Source organism: Shinella daejeonensis, assembly GCF_024281235.1.
Classification (GTDB): domain Bacteria; phylum Pseudomonadota; class Alphaproteobacteria; order Rhizobiales; family Rhizobiaceae; genus Shinella; species Shinella daejeonensis.
In genome coordinates this window covers 606,321-622,851 of sequence record NZ_JAHWXY010000002.1, presented here as the reverse complement: position 1 = coordinate 622,851, position 16,531 = coordinate 606,321, and the positions used below count along the sequence as shown (strand labels likewise).

The 16,531-nt window shown below is 64.5% G+C and carries 11 protein-coding genes; 3 read left to right on the top strand and 8 right to left on the bottom strand.

All coding sequences use genetic code 11. From position 1 onward, the window contains the following. Positions 1 to 14: 14 nt before the first annotated feature. From glgB to ilvD, 4 genes are all read right to left on the bottom strand, one after another. Positions 15 to 2,228, bottom strand: coding sequence for a 1,4-alpha-glucan branching protein GlgB (gene glgB / locus KYK29_RS09450; protein ID WP_254690632.1), 2,214 nt, complete (start codon positions 2,226 to 2,228; stop codon positions 15 to 17). Beyond that, the gene (locus KYK29_RS09445; RefSeq protein WP_254690631.1) at positions 2,228 to 4,687 is read right to left on the bottom strand and encodes a glycogen/starch/alpha-glucan phosphorylase; all 2,460 of its coding nucleotides are present in this window, start codon (positions 4,685 to 4,687) and stop codon (positions 2,228 to 2,230) included. The genes glgB and KYK29_RS09445 overlap by 1 nt, the downstream gene beginning before the upstream one ends. 218 nt (positions 4,688 to 4,905) lie before the next feature. Beyond that, a complete protein-coding gene (locus tag KYK29_RS09440) occupies positions 4,906 to 6,105 on the bottom strand; it encodes a vWA domain-containing protein (RefSeq protein ID WP_254690630.1) in 1,200 nt (399 codons plus the stop codon). A 194-nt stretch (positions 6,106 to 6,299) separates the two neighbouring features. Then, positions 6,300 to 8,135, bottom strand: coding sequence for a dihydroxy-acid dehydratase (gene ilvD / locus KYK29_RS09435; RefSeq protein ID WP_254690629.1), 1,836 nt, complete (start codon positions 8,133 to 8,135; stop codon positions 6,300 to 6,302). Positions 8,136 to 8,343: 208 nt separating this feature from the next. Here ilvD and KYK29_RS09430 point away from each other — a divergent pair, with 208 nt between their 5' ends. Then, positions 8,344 to 9,378, top strand: a complete 1,035-nt coding sequence (locus KYK29_RS09430; RefSeq protein WP_254690628.1) for a GntR family transcriptional regulator — start codon at positions 8,344 to 8,346, stop codon at positions 9,376 to 9,378. A 20-nt stretch (positions 9,379 to 9,398) separates the two neighbouring features. Here KYK29_RS09430 and KYK29_RS09425 read toward each other — a convergent pair whose 3' ends face one another. The 4 genes from KYK29_RS09425 to dsbD all read right to left on the bottom strand — a co-directional run bounded on the left by KYK29_RS09425 (position 9,399) and on the right by dsbD (position 14,325). Further along, the gene (locus KYK29_RS09425; RefSeq protein ID WP_254690627.1) at positions 9,399 to 10,928 is read right to left on the bottom strand and encodes a UxaA family hydrolase; all 1,530 of its coding nucleotides are present in this window, start codon (positions 10,926 to 10,928) and stop codon (positions 9,399 to 9,401) included. 96 nt (positions 10,929 to 11,024) lie between these two features. Beyond that, complete coding sequence (locus tag KYK29_RS09420) at positions 11,025 to 11,636, bottom strand: DsbA family protein (RefSeq protein WP_254690626.1); 612 nt, start codon at positions 11,634 to 11,636, stop codon at positions 11,025 to 11,027. Continuing rightward, the gene (locus tag KYK29_RS09415) at positions 11,636 to 12,481 is read right to left on the bottom strand and encodes a TlpA disulfide reductase family protein (protein WP_254690625.1); all 846 of its coding nucleotides are present in this window, start codon (positions 12,479 to 12,481) and stop codon (positions 11,636 to 11,638) included. The genes KYK29_RS09420 and KYK29_RS09415 overlap by 1 nt, the downstream gene beginning before the upstream one ends. Next, positions 12,481 to 14,325 (bottom strand): protein-disulfide reductase DsbD, encoded by a 1,845-nt coding sequence (gene dsbD / locus KYK29_RS09410; RefSeq protein ID WP_254690624.1) that lies wholly within the window; start codon positions 14,323 to 14,325, stop codon positions 12,481 to 12,483. The genes KYK29_RS09415 and dsbD overlap by 1 nt, the downstream gene beginning before the upstream one ends. A 113-nt stretch (positions 14,326 to 14,438) precedes the next feature. On the opposite strand from dsbD, the gene KYK29_RS09405 reads away from it, so the two are divergent. Both KYK29_RS09405 and KYK29_RS09400 read left to right on the top strand, forming a co-directional pair. After that, the gene (locus tag KYK29_RS09405; RefSeq protein ID WP_254690623.1) at positions 14,439 to 15,098 is read left to right on the top strand and encodes a response regulator transcription factor; all 660 of its coding nucleotides are present in this window, start codon (positions 14,439 to 14,441) and stop codon (positions 15,096 to 15,098) included. Beyond that, entirely contained in the window at positions 15,098 to 16,465 is a 1,368-nt protein-coding gene (locus tag KYK29_RS09400) for an ATP-binding protein (RefSeq protein WP_254690622.1), read from the top strand. The genes KYK29_RS09405 and KYK29_RS09400 overlap by 1 nt, the downstream gene beginning before the upstream one ends. Positions 16,466 to 16,531: the final 66 nt, after the last annotated feature.

Sequence of the window (16,531 nt, the reverse complement as noted above, 5' to 3'; positions counted from 1 at the left end):
TCCCGACAGTCGATTTACGCGTCCAGTTCCAGCAGCAGCGTTGCCAGCGGCGGCAGGGTGATGGCGGCCGAAATCCTTCCCCCTTGCCCCGCCACGGCCCGAACGGCCCCGCCATTGCCCTTGCCGCTGCCTCCATAGATTTCCGCATCCGTGTTGAGGATTTCCCGCCACCGCCCCTCCGCCGGCAGCGGGATCCCGTAATTCTCGCGATAGACGGGCGTGAAATTCGTGATGACGGCGATCGGCTTTTCGCCCGGCGCCTTGCGCAGCCAGGCGAAGACGGAATTGTCGCGATCATCGGCGATCAGCCATTCGAAACCGTCGCTCTCGCAATCGCGGGCGTGCAGCGCCGGCTTGACGCGATAGGTGCCGTTGAGGTCGCGTATCAACCGGCGCATGCCTTCGTGCTGCGGATAGCCGAGCAGGTTCCAGTCGAGCGCGCGCGCCTCGCTCCATTCCTGCCATTGGGCGAACTCCTGACCCATGAACAGCAGTTTCTTGCCGGGATAGCCCCACATGAAGCCGTAATAGGCGCGCAGGTTGGCGAATTTCTGCCAGTCGTCCCCGGCCATCTTCGCGATGAGCGAGCCCTTGCCGTGCACAACCTCGTCGTGGGAAAGCGCCAGCACGAAGTTCTCCGTGAAGGCGTAAAGAAGGCCGAAGGTCATGTCGTTGTGATGGAATTTCCGATGTGCCGGGTCGCGTGACAGATATTGCAGCGTATCGTGCATGAAGCCCATGTTCCATTTGAAGCCGAAACCGAGGCCGCCGGCATGGACCGGGTGGGAGACCTTGGGCCAGGAGGTGGATTCCTCGGCGATCGTCAGAATGCCCGGATGGGCAGCATAGGCATGGGTGTTCAGCGACTGGAGGAAACGTACGGCCTCCAGGTTCTCGTTGCCGCCGTATTCGTTCGGCACCCACTCTCCGTCATTTCGCGAATAGTCGAGATAGAGCATCGAGGCGACGGCGTCGACGCGCAGGCCGTCGATATGGAATTTCTCGGCCCAGTAGAGGGCGTTGTTGAGGAGAAAGGTCAGGACCTCCAGCCGGCCGAAATTGTAGATGGCGGTGTTCCAGTCGGGGTGGAAGCCCTGTCGCGGGTCTTCATGCTCGTAGAGCGCGGTGCCGTCGAAGAAGCTAAGGCCGTGCTCGTCGGTCGGAAAATGCGCCGGCACCCAGTCGAGGATCACCCCGAGCCCGGCCTTGTGGCAGCCGTTGACGAACCGGGCGAAGCCCTCCGGCTCGCCGAAGCGGGCTGTCGGGGCGTAAAGGCCGGTCGTCTGGTAGCCCCAGGAAGGATCGTAGGGATATTCGGATATCGGCAGGAACTCGATATGGGTGAAGCCCATCTCGACGCAATAGGGGATCAGCCGGTCGGCAAGTTCGTCCCAGCTCAACAGGCCGCCGTCCTCGCGGCGTCGCCAGGAGGCGGCGTGCACCTCATAAATGGAGATGGGCTGGCGGCGGGCGTCGACGGAAGCCCAATGCGCCAGATGCGCCGCATCCTCCCAGTCCTGTTCGATCGGTCCTGCGGTTATGGAGGCGTTGTCGGGCCGCAGTTGTGAGCGGCGGGCAAAGGGATCGGCCTTGAGCGGCAGCAGCACACCCTCCGCGCCGACGATCTCGTATTTATAGGCCTGACCGGCCGTGACGCCCGGCAGGAAGATTTCCCAGATGCCCGTGTCGCCGCGCAGGCGCATCGGATGACGGCGGCCGTCCCACTGGTTGAAATCGCCGACGACCGAGACGCGCCGGGCGTTCGGCGCCCATACGGCGAAATGGAACCCGTCCACGCCTTCAAGGGAAATCGGATGCGCGCCCATCCGGTCGAACAGCCGCAGATGCGAGCCCTCGCGGATATAGTAATCGTCCATCGGGCCGAGCACCGGTCCGAAACTATAGGGATCGATCACGGTCCATTCGCCGCCGGCGTTGCGGGCGCGATAGCGGATCGGCTGCTGCTTGCGCACCGATACGGGGCCGGCGAAGACGCCTGCGGCGTCAAGCTGCGCAAGCGTGCCGATCTCCCGGCCGGAAAGGGTTTCCGCCACGACCGCCTCGGCGCCGGGAAGAAGGCAGCGCGCGACATACCCCCCCTCCGTCTCGTGCAGACCGAGCACGGAAAACGGATCGGGATGCCGGGCCTCCAGAATTGCGTCTATGTCCGTTCTCGCCAGATGCTCGGACGGCGGTTCCGTCGGGCTTGTCTTCGGCGATCCGGTCATCAGATCCTCCAGATTTCCGTGGCGTATTGACGGATGGTCCTGTCGGAGGAGAACCAGCCCATCCGGGCCGTGTTGTGGATCGTTTTCCGACGCCATTCGGCCTTGTTGTTCCACAGGGCGTCGATGTCCCGCTGTGCCCGGGCATAAGCGTCGAAATCGGCGGCGACCATGAACCAGTCGTGGTTGTAGATGCCGTCGATGAGGCCGGCGAAACGGTTCGGATCGTCGGGCGAGAAGACGCCGGAGGAGATCGCCGACAGGGCCTGCGAAAGTTCGCGCGAACCCTCGATGATGGCGCGCGGATTATGCCCCTCGGCGCGGATCCGTGCGACCTCTTCGGCGGTCAGGCCGAAAATCGCCATATTGTCCTCGCCCACCCAGTCGCGCATCTCGACATTCGCGCCGTCCAGCGTGCCGATGGTCAAGGCGCCGTTCAGCGCGAACTTCATGTTGCCGGTGCCGGAGGCCTCCATGCCGGCGGTCGAGATCTGTTCCGAGAGATCTGCGGCCGGCACCATGATCTCGGCAAGCGAAACGTTGTAATTCGGTATGAAGACGATTTTCAGCAGGCCGCGCACCGCCGGATCGTTGTTGATCACCCTGGCCACGTCGTTGGCGAGCTTGATGATCAGCTTGGCGTTGTGATAGCTCGGCGCCGCCTTGCCGGCGAAGAGTTTTACGCGAGGCACCCAGTCCTGCTCGGGATGCGAGCGGATCTGGTCGTAAAGCGCCACCGCCTCGATGATATTGAGCAGTTGCCGCTTGTATTCGTGAATGCGCTTGATCTGGATGTCGAAGATCGCGTCGGGGTCGATCCGGATACCCATGCGGCCGCTGACCAGATTGGAAAGACGTTCCTTGTTCTGCCGTTTGACGGCGGCGAAGCGGGCCTGGAAAGCCGCGTCGCCCGCAAAGGCGTCCAGCGCCTGCAAGGCCTCCAGATCGTCGGTGAAACCATCGCCGATGGAATCGCGGACGAGGTTGAAAAGTCCCGGGTTGCACTGCATCAGCCAGCGGCGCGGCGTGATGCCGTTGGTCTTGTTGTTGATGCGTTGCGGATAGAGCCTGTGCAGATCGGAGAAGACCGTTTCCTTCATCAGCTCCGTGTGCAGCGCCGAGACGCCGTTGACGGAATGGGAGCCGACGAAGGCGAGGTTGCCCATGCGCACGCGTCGCTCCCCGGTTTCCTCGATGAGCGAGATATTGCGGATCGCCTGGTCCTCGAATGTGTTCTCCTTGCGAGCTTCCAGCAGGATCTTCGCGTTGATCGCATAGACGATCTGCATGTGCCGCGGCAGCAGCCGCTCGAAGAGCGGCACGGGCCAGCTTTCCAGCGCCTCGGGCAGCAAGGTGTGATTGGTGTAGGAGAATGTCCGGCGCGACAGATCCCAGGCGGTGTCGAAGTCCAGCCCGTGCGCATCGGTCAGGAGCCGCACCAGTTCGGCGACGGACACGGCCGGATGCGTATCGTTCAGCTGGATGGCGACGGCGTCGGGCAGGGAGGAGAAGTCGGGATACTGTTGCAGATGCCGGCGCAGGATGTCCTGGAGCGACGCCGAAGAGAAGAAGAACTCCTGGCGCAGGCGTAATTCCTGTCCGGCGGGCGTCGCATCGGCGGGATAGAGCACGCGCGTCAGCGTTTCCGCCTTGTTGCTTTCGCGCAGCGCCCCGATGTGGTCTCCGGCGTTGAAGGCGTCGAGCAGGATCGGGTCGATCGGATTGGCGGCCCAAAGGCGCAGGGTGTTGACGCGCTCGGCGCGCCAGCCGACGACCGGCGTGTCATAGGCGGTGGCGATCACCCGTTCGGCCGGCTTCCAGACGAAGCGCTGCCGGTCGCCCTCCTGGGCGATGGTCTCGACGGCGCCGCCGAAGCCGATCTCATAGGAGCTTTCGCGCCGCTCGAATTCCCAGGGGTTGCCGTGGGCAAGCCAGGTTTCCGGCAATTCCACCTGCCAGCCGTCGGCCATCTGCTGGCGGAAGAGGCCGTGGACATAGCGGATGCCGTAGCCATAGGCCGGCACGTCGACGGTCGCCATGCTCTCGATGAAGCAGGCGGCGAGGCGGCCGAGGCCGCCATTGCCCAGTGCGGCATCCGGTTCGATCTCGGCGATCACGTCGAAATCCACGCCGAGCGAAGCGAGTGCCTCGCGCATATCGTCCATGATGCCGGTATTGGTCGTCGCGTCGCGCATCAGGCGGCCGATGAGGAATTCCAGCGAAAGGTAATAGACGCGCTTGGAGCCGCTTGCGTAGGTGCGGCGGGTGGAGTCCATCCACTTGTCGGTGATGCGGTCCCGCACCACCAGGATGGCCGCGGTCAGCCAGTCGTGCGGCTTGGCCACTTTCGGGTCCTTGCCGATGCGGTATTTGAGCCGTTCGAGGATTTCTGTGGCGAGTTGTTCGCGATCGGTTGAGCGCAGTGCCGGGGCCAGATCGTTGGTGGATGCCTGACGTGTCATTAGCGAACGTCGTCCCTCGTTTTTTTACTGGATCGCCTGCGCGAAACCCGGATTTAAATCAATTAATGCATCTATCCGGAGCGCTTGCAATATCCTTTCGACAAGCCGCCGGCCTGAGCGGGAGGGAGCGGAAGCGGTATCGGATACGGCAAGACCCGCCGGCGTCGCGTCGCGGCGGGTCTCGTCGGATACGCGGGAAGCGGTGGGCGGCCTGCGTGTCAGTGCGTGAGGCGGGAAACGACGGCCGACGTGCGTTCGCCGATCGTCTTGAAGGCGTCGATCAGATCGTCCATCTTCTCGGCGGAGAAATAGTTCTCCGGCGACGTCACACAGTCCTGAAGCAGCCGCTGGCCGCGGCTCGGCGCCATGAAGGCGACGCCGAATATTTCCATGCCGGCGGCTTTCGCGGTGGCGCAAACCTTTTTCGTCTTGGTGTCGTCGCTGGTGTCGTTATTGTCGCCGTCGGTCATCAGGACGATATATTTCGTCGGGACCTGGCCGTTCTTCTTCTTGTGCTCGTTGTTTTCCGTGTCGGCGGACAGCTTGTTATAAGCCTCGTTCATCGCGCCGGTGGAACTGGTGCCGCCGCCGGCCGACAGGTTGTTCACCTGCCGCAGGGGGTCGGTGGTCCCCCAGGTGAGCTGATAGGCGGTCGACATCGAGCTGTTGTAGGAGACCGTGCCGAGGCGTACGAACTGGGTGTTCGGGTCGGCGATGTTCAGTTGCGTGAACAGATTGGCCGATGCCAGCTTCAGGGCTTCGATCTTCTTGATATAGCAGGGGCTGATCGCCTTCTTGCCGATCTGGCGGCCGCTGGTGTCATATTGGATGCAACTGCTGGCGGACCGGTTTCTCTCGTTCGTGTTGGCGAGCATCGAGCCGGACTTGTCGAGCACCAGATACATGGAAAGGGCGTTTTTCGATTCCGTCGCGCTTTCGGCGGAACTCGTGGCGTTCAGCGTTGTCGATTCCTGCCCCAGCAACCGGGTGAAGGCATTGAACTGGACGGTCCGCTCCATGGAGATGCGGATCTGGAAGGACTTGCCGGTTCCCACCGTCGCGATCTCCTGGATATCGATGACCGGTTGGGTGGAATTCAGGTCGTTCTCATCCTTTTCCTTGCCGTCGGCGGCCGGCGCGATGCTGCCGCCCATCTGCGTCCTCAGGAAGCTCAGGGCCACCAGTTTCGCCTCGGCCGCGGTGAAGCCGTCGTTGGCCATGGCTGATGCGGCTGCAAGCGCTGCCGAATCGGTCGCGTCCTGCAGCTCCGCTTTCGTCATCACCATGTTGGAAAGATCGATCGCGACGCCGCCGGCGGCCAGCATGACCGGAAAGACGATGGCCGTCATCATCGCGAAATTGCCGCCACGGTCGCCAAGGAAACGGGCAGCCGGCTTGCGCCCCTGTGTCTTCGTCATGAGAGTTCACCCACCATCGAGATCGTTGCGGGTGACGCTAGCAGGGAAATGTTATCGGTCGGTTTGGATGCGTCGTATAATTTTCGTAAAATCCGACCGACCCCGCAATTCCGGGGTTCCGGCCTGTTCCCGAACGGGATTCCGGGAAACGGAACCGGGCGCGCGCGACCGTCGCGCCCGGCTCGTCTGCGCTCTTACTCCGGCAGGATGCGCACGGCGCCCTTGTCGGCGCTGGAAGCGAAGGCGGCATAAGCCTTGAGCGCGGTCGTCACATTGCGCTTGCGGGGGGCTGCGGGCTTCCAGCCGAGCTTGTCCTGCTCGGCGCGGCGGGCCGCCAGTTCCTCGTCGGAAACGGCAAGATTGATGGTGCGGTTCGGAATATCGATTTCGATCAGGTCGCCCTGACGGACGAGGCCGATCGCGCCGCCCTGGGCGGCTTCCGGCGAGGCATGGCCGATCGACAGGCCGGAGGTGCCGCCCGAAAAGCGCCCGTCGGTGATGAGCGCGCAGGCGGCCCCGAGACCCTTCGATTTCAGGTAGCTCGTCGGATAAAGCATTTCCTGCATGCCGGGGCCGCCCTTCGGGCCTTCGTAGCGGATGACGACGACGTCGCCGGCCTTCACCTCGTTGCCGAGGATGCCCTTCACGGCGGCGTCCTGGCTTTCGAAGACGACGGCGGGTCCGGAGAATTTCAGGATCGATTCATCGACGCCGGCCGTCTTCACGATGCAGCCGTCGAGCGCGATATTGCCGGACAGCACGGCAAGGCCGCCGTCCTTGGAGAAGGGATGCTCGACGGAGCGGATGATGCCGGTCTCGCCGTCGGTATCCAGCTCGTGCCAGCGGGATTCCTGGCTGAAGGCGACCTGGGTCGGGATACCGCCCGGCGCGGCCTTGAAGAAGGTGCGCACCGTCTCGCTGTGGGTGCGGGTGATGTCCCAGCGGTCGATGGCGTCGCCCAGCGTCTCGGCATGCACGGTCGGGCTGTCGCGGTGGATGAGGCCGCCGCGATCGAGTTCGCCGAGAATGCGCATGATGCCGCCGGCGCGATGGACGTCTTCCATATGCACGTCGGCCTTGGCCGGCGCGACCTTCGAGAGGCACGGCACCTTGCGTGACAGCCTGTCGATATCCTCCAGCGTGAAGTCGATGCCGCCTTCATGGGCGGCGGCCAGGATATGCAGCACCGTGTTCGTCGAGCCGCCCATGGCGATGTCGAGCGACATGGCGTTTTCGAAAGCCTGTTTGTTGGCTACCGAGCGCGGCAGGACGCTGTCGTCGTCCTGCTCGTAGTAGCGGCGGGCGATATCGACGATGAGATGGCCGGCCTCGACGAAGAGACGCTTGCGGTCGAGATGGGTGGCGAGCGTCGAACCGTTGCCCGGAAGCGACAGGCCGAGGGCTTCGGTCAGGCAGTTCATCGAGTTGGCGGTGAACATGCCGGAGCAGGAGCCGCAGGTCGGACAGGCGGAGCGTTCGATGGCCTGAACGTCCTCGTCGGACATCGTGTCGTCGGCGGCCGCGACCATGGCGTCGACGAGGTCGAGGGCCTGCGTCTTGCCGTTGAGAACGACTTTTCCGGCCTCCATCGGGCCGCCGGAGACGAAGACGGCCGGGATATTGAGACGCATTGCCGCGTTCAGCATGCCGGGGGTGATCTTGTCGCAGTTGGAGATGCAGACCATGGCGTCGGCGCAATGGGCATTGACCATATATTCGACGCTGTCGGCGATGATCTCGCGCGAGGGCAGCGAATAGAGCATGCCGTCATGGCCCATGGCGATGCCGTCGTCGACGGCGATCGTGTTGAATTCCTTGGCGACGCCGCCGGCTTTCTCGATCTCGCGCGCGACGAGCTGGCCGAGGTCCTTCAGATGGACATGGCCGGGCACGAACTGCGTGAAGGAATTGACCACCGCGATGATCGGCTTGCCGAAATCCGAGTCCTTCATGCCTGTCGCCCGCCAGAGGCCTCGGGCGCCGGCCATGTTGCGGCCGTGGGTGGTGGTTCGGGAGCGATATGCGGGCATCGTCGGGATTCCTTGAACGTCAACACGGCTCGCCGGATGGTGCCTGGCGGCGGATTGCGAGCCTTCCGGGAGGCTTCCCTAGCCCAAAAAGTCCGCCGCGTCACGAAGGAATGGCGGTTTTAGATGATTTCGGAGGTAATCTCCTTGACATCGCGAGGGCGTAAACATGACCGTTGTCGGCAGAATGCATTTATGAGAGGGCCATCCGATGACCGGACGGGTACAGGACAGGACGGCGGAAGGCTCCGGAAGCGGCGAGGCGGAGCCCGGCACCGGCCCGCTTTATCTGCGCGTGCGCGACCGGCTGGCGCAGGCGATCGCCGAGGGAAGGCTGCCCCGGGGAGCCTTGCTGCTGGAAGGGCCGGTCGCTCGCCTGTTCTCCTCCACCCGCACCCCGGTCCGTCAGGCTTTCGCGCTTCTGGAGGAGGCGCGGCTCATTCGCCGCTTCGACGGCCGCGGCTACGTCGTGGGGCAGGGACGCGGCGCGCCGAAACGGCTTTCGCTTACGCCCGGCATGCTCGGCTTCGACGATGACGGGCAGGGCCTGCGCAAGGCGCCGGGCTGGGAGGCGATCTATGAAAGCCTCGAACGGGAGATGGTTCACATATCCGTCTTCGGCCGTCATCGCGTCAACGAGGTGGAGCTTTCGCGCGACCGTGGCGTCGGCCGGCAGGTGGCGCGCGACGCGCTGACCCGGCTGGAGGGGCTCGGCATCGTCGAGAAGGACGAGCGGATGCGCTGGACGCTGGTGCCGCTCGACGAAAAGCGCATGCACGACCTGCACGACATCCGCATCGCGCTGGAGCCGATGGCGCTGGTCCGCGCGGCCCCGTTCCTTCCGCCTGCCGAGCGCAGGGCGATGACGGAGCGGCTGGAGCAGGCGCTGGCGGTCTATCCGGACCTTTCCATCGAGGTGATGGACGGTCTTGAAACGGATCTGCACATCACCTGCCTCGGCTATTGCCCGAACCCGGAACTGCTGATCGCGCTACGCCGCGCCCGCTTCATGCTGAACGTGAGCAAGCATGTGATCGGCGTCTCGCATCGCATGCCGGCCGACGAACCGTTCATCGCCGAGCATCTGGCGGTCTTCCGCGCGCTTGATGCGGGCGACAGCGCCCGGGCCGCCGCGACGCTGCGTCATCATATCGCCGTATCGCTACCCAAGGTCATCGGGCGTGTCGCGGAACTGCGGGCGGCGCACCGGCCGGACATGCCGGTCTATGCCACGCCCGTCGCGTGATGAGGAGGTCGCCATGACGGTCAGGTGATCGCGCCGACCTGCCAGGGCACGAACTCGTTGTCGCCGTAGTCGTAGCCTTCGCTTGCCGTCTTGCGGCCGGAGGCGGTCTCGATGACGAATTCGAAGATCCGGCGCCCCGCCTCCTCGATGGTTTCCGTCCCATCGATGATGGTGCCGCAGTTGATGTCCATGTCTTCCCGGATATGCTCGTACATCGGCGTGTTGGTGGCGATCTTGATGCACGGGGCCGGCTTGTAGCCGGACACCGAGCCGCGTCCGGTGGTGAAGGCGACGAGATTGCAGCCGCCGGCGATCTGGCCGGTCACCGCCGCGGGATCGTAGCCGGGCGTATCCATGAAGACGAAGCCGGTCTCCTTCACCTCCTCCGCATATTCGTAGACGGCGTTGAGCGGCATCGAGCCGCCCTTGGCGACGGCGCCGAGCGACTTTTCGAGGATGGTGGTCAGTCCGCCGGCCTTGTTGCCATGGGATGGATTGTTGTTCAGCTCGGCGTCGTTCCTTGCCGTATAATCGCGCCACCAGTCGATGCGCGACAGCAGCTTTTCCGCGACATCGGGCCGGACGGCGCGGCGGGTGAGCAGATGCTCCGCGCCGTAGATTTCCGGCGTTTCGGAAAGAACCGTCGTCGCCCCTTCCTTCACCAGCATGTCAGAGGCGACGCCGAGCGCCGGATTGGCCGAAATGCCGGAATAGCCGTCCGATCCGCCGCATTCGAGCGCCAGCCTAATGCCCGAAAGCGGCTGCGGTGTGCGCCGGATGCGTCCCACTTCCGGCAGCATTTCGTCGATCACCGCGCAGGCCGCCTCGATGGTCTTGCGGGTGCCGCCCTGGTTCTGGATCATCATGGTGCGGAAGGTCCTGCCTTCCTCCAGCCCCGCTTCCTCGACCAGCGGGCCGTATTGGAAGCTCTCGCAGCCGAGGCCGATCATCAGGATGCCGCCGAAATTCGGGTTGCGGGCATAGCCCTTGAAGGTGCGGGTCAGGATTTGCCCGGCTTCCGACTTCATGTTGATCGCGCAGCCGCCGCCGTAGGTCAGCGCCACCACGCCGTCGATATTGTCGTGGCCGTTCTCGCGGAACGTGCGGGCGTAATGCTCCGCCACATAGCGCGAGACGGTGGCGGAACAGTTCACGGTGGACAGGATGCCGATGAAGTTGCGGGTCCCGATGCGACCGTTGCCGCGGTCATAGCCGTCGAAAGTATGCCGCTCCGCCTCCGGCACCATCGCGGGCGGCGCGGCGTCGACGCAGAATTCGTGTTGCAGCGCCACTTCGAGAATGGCGAGATTGTGCAGATGGACATGCTCGCCGGGGTGGATCGCCCGCGTCGCATAGCCGATGATCTGGCCGTATTTCAGAACGGGCTCGCCCTCGGCGATGGGAGCGATCGCCACCTTGTGGCCGCGCGGAATGCGTTCGAAGGCGGCGACATTGCCGACAAGCGGGCGGCCGGCATCGACATTGGCGGGCACGACCCCGACATTGTCCCGGGCGTTCAGAACGAGGATGGCGGGGATCTCGGCGGACATGGCGTTTCCTGTGCGGGGTTTATCGCCGCATTAATGCACTTTGTCGGCAAAAGTCAATGTAGGGCCGGATCATGCGTAGGGGTCAGATGTGGCCTCCTATCCTTTGCGCGCCTTGGCGATCGCCGCCCGCAGGCCCTTTTCGTCCAGCACGCCGGGATAGAGCGTGGAGCCGATGACGAAGGACGGCGTTCCGGAGAAATTGAAGGCGAGCGCCTGATTGTAGTTGCGGTCGAGAAGGCCGGATATGCGATCGTTGTGCTTGTTGACCGCCGCGGCGATCTCCGTCATCGAGAGACCGGCGCCGGCAAGGCTGCTTTCGATCTCCTCATGCGTCAGCCGGCCCTTCGTCTTCATCAGCGCTTCCATGGCCGTTTCGTATTTGCCGATCTGCGCGGCGCCCAGAACCGCCTGCGCCGCGAAGATCGAGGTGTCGCCGAAGATCGGCCAGTCCTTGAGAACCAGCCGGACATTGCCATCGGCCTCTACCGCCTTGCGGATCGCCGGATGGGCTTTCTTGCAATAGGGGCATTGATAATCGAAGAATTCGACGACCGTGACGTCTCCTTTCGGATTGCCCAGCACGGGAGCGTCCTTATCGAAGAACACCTCCTTCTGCGTCAGTTGACCCTCGGCTCTGGCGGGCAGCCGGAGACCGGCGGTGGCGGCGAGCGTGAGCGCGGTTGTCAGCATGGTGCGGCGTGTCAGCATCAGGGTTCTCCTTGCGTCGTCCGCTCGGGGCGGCTTTCCTGCGGGTGTGGAAATCGGTCGATGGCTTGCGACAGCGCTTCCTTGGAAATCTCGCCGAGATGCGAGGTCGAAAGCGAGCCGTCGGGATTGATGAAAAGGGTCGCCGGCAGGCCGGGGGCGGCATAGTGGCGGGAAAGGTCGGCGAAGGGATCGCGCAGGACGGTCGGGATTTCCAGCCCGGACTGGCGAAGATAGGCGTCGATCGCCTCCAGGCTTTCCCCCTGATTGGCGAAAAGGAAGTCGACCTGCGGGTTTTCCTGCGCGAGTTCCACCATCATCGGCATTTCACGGCGGCAGGGCGGGCACCAGCTCGCCCAGAGATTGAGGACGGCGGGACGGCCGTTCCTGTCGGCGATGGCGACGGTCCGTTCGCTTCCCATCGTGGCGAAGGATTGCGCGGGCGCCGGTGGCGCGGCGCCGCCGCCCGTCAGCGTGGCTGTCGCCGTCCAGGCGAAAAGGCCGGCCGCCAGCGATGCCGCCGACCAGGGCAGGACCACGGGCGAGCGACGGAAAATCCAGAGGCTCGCCGCGACCACGCCGATCGCGCCGCCGATCGGGGAGAACCCGCCCTGCCAGAAGGCGATGATCCGTGCGGGAGCGTCGGCGAAACTGTCGATATGCCGAAGGACATGCACCGCCCGGGCCATCGCGATACCGGCGAGCAGGGCCGTCATCGACCAGGAACCGAGGCGACGGTCCACGCGCGCCGACAGGACGGATGCGGCGATCATGAACACGAGGATGCCGACGATCGCGGCGAAACGGTCGGATGCGAATGCAAAAGGCCCGATGGCGACGGCGTTCATCACGAGCCAGCCATCGCGGCTTTCGCGGCCCCGGAAAGGGTCGCGGCGCGGATGTCTCCGACCAGGCGCGTGCCGGCCGGCTCCTGCCTGCGCCCGTCGAGAAACAGCACGGTCGGCGGTCCCATCACGGCGAGGCGTTCGATCAGCTGCCGTTTGCCGGCGTCGATGGCGGTCAGGTCGATCTTCGCAAGCCGCATGCCCTGAAGCGTCGTCGTCACGTCAGGATCGGTGAAGACCGATCGCTCGATGGTCCGGCAGGTGACGCACCAGTCGGCGGTCACGTAGAGCATGGTCGTCTCGTCGGGTTCTGCGGCGCTAAGGTAGTCGGCAAGGGCGTCCATCGACTGTATATCCGGAAAATCCGCCTTGTCGATCGCCGCCGCACCGGATGAAGCCGTCATCGTGCCGCGCAGCGGCGAAAGGGGCTCCAGCGGGTCGGTTGCACCGAGGCTGAAGCCGATCATCAGCAGGACGCCCCACACAAGCGACACGAATGCGGCTGACCGGGTGAGGAAGGCAGCCCGGCCCGGTGTTTCCCGGCGCTCGAAAACGCCGGCGAAAATGCCGAAGCCGATGGCGAGCAGCGCCCAGAAAAGCACCGCGTAGCGCTCCGGAAGCAGCGGCGCGGCAAGCCAGAGCGCGGTGGCGAGGAAAAGGAACCCGAAGACCTGGCGCACCTTCTCCATCCACGCGCCGGCGCGTGGCAGCGCCGTTGCGCCGAGGCTTGCCATGACGATGAGCGGAATGCCCTTGCCGAGGCCGAGAGCAAAGAGCGTCATCGCCCCGACCGCCACGTCGCCCGTGCGGGCGATATAGAGCAGCGCGCCGGCAAGGGGCGCCGTCACGCAGGGTCCGATGATGAGGGCGGAGGAAAAGCCGAGCAGCAAAGCGCCGCCGAGAGACCCGCCCCGGCGTGAGGCCGGTGCGAGGATACGGCCGGCCGCTGCCGGCAGGCGGATCTCGAACAGGCCGAAATTCGACAATGCGAGCAGGACGAAAAGACCGGCCATGACGGCCAGGGTCCATTGCGATTGCAGGACGAGTTGCAGGTTCTGCCCGGTCCAGGCGGCGGCCACGCCGAAAAGTCCGAACGCCGTGGCGAGCGCCAGCACATAGGCCGCGGCAAGCATGAAGCCGCGCCGTGCGGTCAGGCTTTCGCCCTCCCTCGCCAGCATGGCCGCGACCACCGGATACATCGGGAAGACGCAAGGGGTGAAGGCGAGAAGCAGGCCGAAGCCGAGAAAGCCGGCAAGCGTCAGCAGCAGGCCGCCATTTGCAAGCAGCCTGTCGACTTCCGTCTGTACGTCTTCAATGGACAGAGCCGGCGCGCTTTCCGCAGCCGCCATCGTCCAGCCGCCGGCAACGTCTGCGGCTGCCTGTGCGGGACCCTGTGGTTGCGGCATCTGGAAACCGGAGCCCGCCTCGTCGTCGATGAGCGTGAGCGCGGCCGTGTCGAGATGTCTGGTGACCGGCGGATAGCACAGGCCGCCGTCCTGACAACCCTGATAGGTCAGTTCCACGACCGGCGGGGCGTTTTCGATGGAGGCGGAAGCGGAGGCATAATAAACCTCGGTCTGACCGAATCCGGGATCGTCCTTCATCGTTCCGGCCGGGGTTTCAAGCGGCAGGGAGGCACCATCCGGGCTTCTGGCGGAAAGATAATCGCGATAGAGATAATAGCCGGGCGCGATCCGCCACCGCACGACGACGCGGTCTTGCGCATCGCGCTGAAGGGACGGCATGAAGGCCTCCTCCATCGGCAGCGGCCTTTCCATCGCGTGGAGCGGCAGGACCGCCGTCATGAGAAAGGCGAAAAGCATCGCCAGGAGGTGGGTCCACCGCATGCCGGGTTTCCTTGTTTCCTGTTTCATGGCGCGGAAATCGGGCCTGCACCTTAAGGCAGCCTTAAGGCGTCCGGCCCATTGGAACCGGGACAAGCACTTACGGAGACGCCATCATGCGAATTCTGGTGGTCGAGGATGACGACATTCTGCGCGACGGCCTGAAGGTCGGGCTCGGCCTTGCGGGTTTCTCGATCGATACGGTTTCCACGGTCGCCGATGCATCGGAGGCGCTCGCTGTCGACCGGTTCGACGCCGTCGTTCTCGACCGGATGCTGCCGGATGGTTCGGGGCTCGATGTCCTGAAGACCATGCGGCGTGCGGAAAACCGCACGCCCGTCCTTCTGCTGACGGCCAAGGACGATGTGTCCGACCGGATCGACGGGCTGGATGCCGGCGCGGACGATTACCTCGGAAAGCCGTTCGACCTAGACGAAGTCGCAGCCCGGCTGCGCGCCATCACGCGCCGCGCGGCGGGACGCGCCAGCGCGCAGTTGCGTTTCGGCGACGTCAGTCTCGATCCGGCCAGCATGACCGTCGAGAAGCAGGGCTGCACGATCGGCCTGTCGCGGCGCGAGTTCTCCATCTTGCAGGCCCTGATGGAAAATCCCTCCGCCATCCATTCCAAGCAAGCCCTGGAGCAGCGCCTCTACGGCTGGCAGGAAGATGTCGAAAGCAATACGATCGAGGTCCATGTGCACAAGCTTCGCGCCAAACTCGGCGCGGGTGCGATAGAAACGGTCCGGGGCGTGGGCTACCGTCTGGGGAGGCCGTGATGCGCTCGATGCGGCTGCGTCTCTTCCTGATCCTTCTCGCCACCACCGGCGCGGTGTGGCTGTTTGCGGTTTCCTGGACCTATCTGAGAACCCAGCATCAGGTGGAGCGCGTTCTCGATGCGCGCCTTACCGAGGCCGCGCGCATGGTCAGTTCGCTGATCGGCGATCATCACATCGACGTGGCCGCAGCGGTCGACGCCTCCAGAACCAGCGATGCGGCGGCGGCGTTCACCGTGCCCGAGGGCGATTACAACCGGCATCTTTCCTGCCAGATATGGTCGTTGCAGGGGCAGCTTGTCAGCCGTTCGGAAAGCGCGCCCGCCACGTTGCTCGCCGGGCATCAGGAGGGGTTTTCCAATACCGAGGTCGATGGCGAGCGCTGGCGCGTCTATGCCGTCGTCAATCCGGCGCTCGGCGTGCGGGTGCTGGTCGGCGATAGCCTGGAGATGCGCGAGCGGCTGATCGGCGACGTGATCAAGGGTCAGTTGCTGCCCGCCATTGCGATATTGCCGCTTCTCGCGGCATTTATCTGGCTCAGCGTCGGCAGGGGGCTGGCGCCGCTCGATGTGCTTGCCGTCACGCTTTCGCGCCGCTCGGCCGATGAGCTTCATTCTGTCGAGGACGAGCGCGCGCCGCGTGAAGTGCGGCCGCTGCTCGCCTCTCTCAATTCGCTTTTCCGGCGTGTGCGCGAGGCAAGGGACCGGGAAAAGACCTTCGTCGCCTATGCCGCGCATGAACTGAAGACCCCGCTTGCCGGCCTCAAGGCGCAGGCTCAGATCGCCTTGCGGAGCGACAGCGACGCGGTGCGGGACCGGGCGCTGTCCCAGATATCGACCAGTGTCGACAGGACGGGACGATTGGTCCGCCAGCTCATAGACATGGCGACCGTCGACTCTGTCGAGACGGTGCGTGCCGCCGAACCTGTCGACTTGCGCGAAATGGTGGCCGAAATTACGGGTGAACTGGAAGCGGCACGCCAGTCACGGGAAATCGAGATCCTGGCGCGAATTCCCGACACGCTGACGAATTGCGCCTTCGACAGGAACCTGATGCGTCTCGCGTTGCGCAATATCCTGGAGAACGCCGTTCAATATGCCCCGCGGAATTCGCAGGTCGAACTTTCCGCCGCCGAACGGGCCGGCGTCCTGTCGATCGATATCACCGATCGCGGGGCCGGCTTCGACGGTGCGGAGGAGACAAGGATACTCGAGCGGTTCTACCGGGGGAGCACGGCGGGCGGTCAGGGAAGCGGTCTTGGCCTTTCCATCGTTCGAATGGCTCTCGCCCGGCTCGGCGGCGAACTCGCGTTCCGGAAAAAGGACGATGGTTTCTGTGTTTCCCTCGCCCTTCCGGTCGCCGTGCGATAGTGCGCTGTCCGTCTGTGCGCCTTACTTGCGATCAGGGGATGCGATAAGGAGTGTCCTCGCCCGTCC